The sequence below is a fragment of the Mesorhizobium sp. M7A.F.Ca.US.005.03.2.1 genome (genome assembly GCF_003997795.1).
Lineage (GTDB): Bacteria > Pseudomonadota > Alphaproteobacteria > Rhizobiales > Rhizobiaceae > Mesorhizobium > Mesorhizobium ciceri.
Window position 1 is genome coordinate 1 of the sequence record NZ_RZRP01001144.1, and the last position, 1,546, is coordinate 1,546.

The 1,546-nt window shown below is 62.3% G+C and carries 2 protein-coding genes and 1 pseudogene; 1 reads left to right on the forward strand and 2 read right to left on the reverse strand.

All coding sequences use genetic code 11. The annotated features are described in order from the left end of the window. Positions 1 to 565, reverse strand: a 565-nt coding sequence (locus tag EN991_RS35585) for a trypsin-like peptidase domain-containing protein (RefSeq protein WP_206519327.1), incomplete at its 3' end; no start/stop codon positions are given. Positions 566 to 770: 205 nt separating this feature from the next. On the opposite strand from EN991_RS35585, the pseudogene EN991_RS35590 reads away from it, so the two are divergent. Continuing rightward, positions 771 to 989, forward strand: a pseudogene (locus EN991_RS35590) (type II toxin-antitoxin system RelE/ParE family toxin); the annotation flags it as partial. Here EN991_RS35590 and EN991_RS35595 read toward each other — a convergent pair. Beyond that, positions 986 to 1,450: a cytochrome c-type biogenesis protein gene (locus tag EN991_RS35595; protein ID WP_013532633.1), complete on the reverse strand. Its 465-nt coding sequence runs from the start codon at positions 1,448 to 1,450 to the stop codon at positions 986 to 988. The pseudogene EN991_RS35590 and the gene EN991_RS35595 sit on opposite strands and share 4 nt — an antisense overlap. Between the last annotated feature and the right edge of the window lie 96 nt (positions 1,451 to 1,546).

A 1,546-nucleotide genomic window follows, 5' to 3' on the forward strand; every position in this document is an offset into this window, starting at 1 on the left:
CGGCGAGATCGGTGCGCGGGTCGGTGCCGATCAGCTTGGCGTCGAGTTCCTTGCCGTCATTCATCACCACGGTGAAGGCCGAGCCTTCCGAAACGACGTGGTTGTTGGTGACGAGATAGCCGTCATCCGAGATGAAGAAGCCGGACCCTTGTGCAACCGGCCGCGGCTGGTCGTTGTTGCGGTCGCGATGGCTGAAGCGCCTGTTGCCGCCACCCTGGCCGTCCTGATCACCAAAGCCGCGGAATTCCTTGAAGAAGCGGCGCAGTTGCGGATTGTTGGGCAGGTTGTTCATGCCATCCTGATCGTCGGACGGGTCGGAGCCGTCATCGGCGGCCGGGCTGATCTTGGCCTTGACCTTGACGCTGACAACAGCGGGAGAAACCCGCTCGACGACATCGGCGAAGCCCGGTACCTGCGGCGCCTCGACGCGCACGGCATCGGCCAGAACAGGGCTGGTTCCGCTGGTCAGCGCACCGACGCCGATCGCACCGGCCACGGCGACAGACGCGACGGCAGCCATGAGACGCTTGCGGGTGACGGAATATGAACGGGGGGCAATATTCATGGATCTCGTATCCTCTTTCCAAATGGACGCTGCTGATGGGCATCCTCAAGCAAGAGAATTAGAGTGGCGCACATTACAGCGCCATTTCCGACACATGAAACTTTGGTAATGTTTTGGGGTCGGGAGACGCACAAACCCGTTGGCCGCGATGCCCTATGCGCTATCTTGTACACAACTCAGCACAAGGCTTTATAAATGACAGCAAGCACGCCTGGCGGATCGTATTCGTGAAATGGGCCGAGGCCTTGGTGATATGGCGACGGGCCGGCCAGGCCGGGTAACAGGCACATATGAGACGTTCATCGGCCGCCTGCCGTACATCATTGCTTATGAGTTGCGCCCGATTGCTGGCCGTCAGTGCGTCGTTATCCTGCGCGTCATTCACACGTCGCGGGACTGGCCCTCGGAGGAATGGCCGAGCTAATTGCCTAGTATCTTGTCCAGCGCCGCCTGTTCCTCAGTGGTCAGCGCATTGGTTGCCGTCGAGCGACGCGACCGCGCGGTCAGCACGATGAAAACGCCTCCCACCAGCAACAGCAGGACAGGCGTGCCCCACAGCAATGCATTGCGCAGGTCGAAACGCGGCTTGAGCAGCACGAACTCGCCATAGCGCGAAACCACGTAGTCCATGACCTGCTGGTCAGTGTCGCCGGCGACGAGGCGCTGACGCACGAGGACGCGCAGGTCGCGGGCAAGGTCGGCATCGGATTCGTCGATCGACTGGTTCTGGCAGACCATGCAGCGCAAGCCTTCCGAAAGCGCCCGAGCCCGCGCCTCAAGTGCAGGATCAGGCAGCATCTCGTCAGGCTTCACCGCCAAGGCCGTGCCGGCAAAAAACAGCGCCAGCAGCAGGATAATGGAGGTCAGCGAAAGCCGTGCGTTCATGGCAGGGTCGCGGATGGCACCACGCTCGCCTGCTTGCGCCGTCGCGACGGCGCGCCGACGCGCAGGCGCCGGTCCATCAGCGACATCGCCGCGCCC

Bases quoted from the DNA above. Each gene is read 5' to 3' on its own strand.
- EN991_RS35595 (WP_013532633.1), bottom strand. From the start codon at position 1,450: ATGAACGCACGGCTTTCGCTGACCTCCATTATCCTGCTGCTGGCGCTG.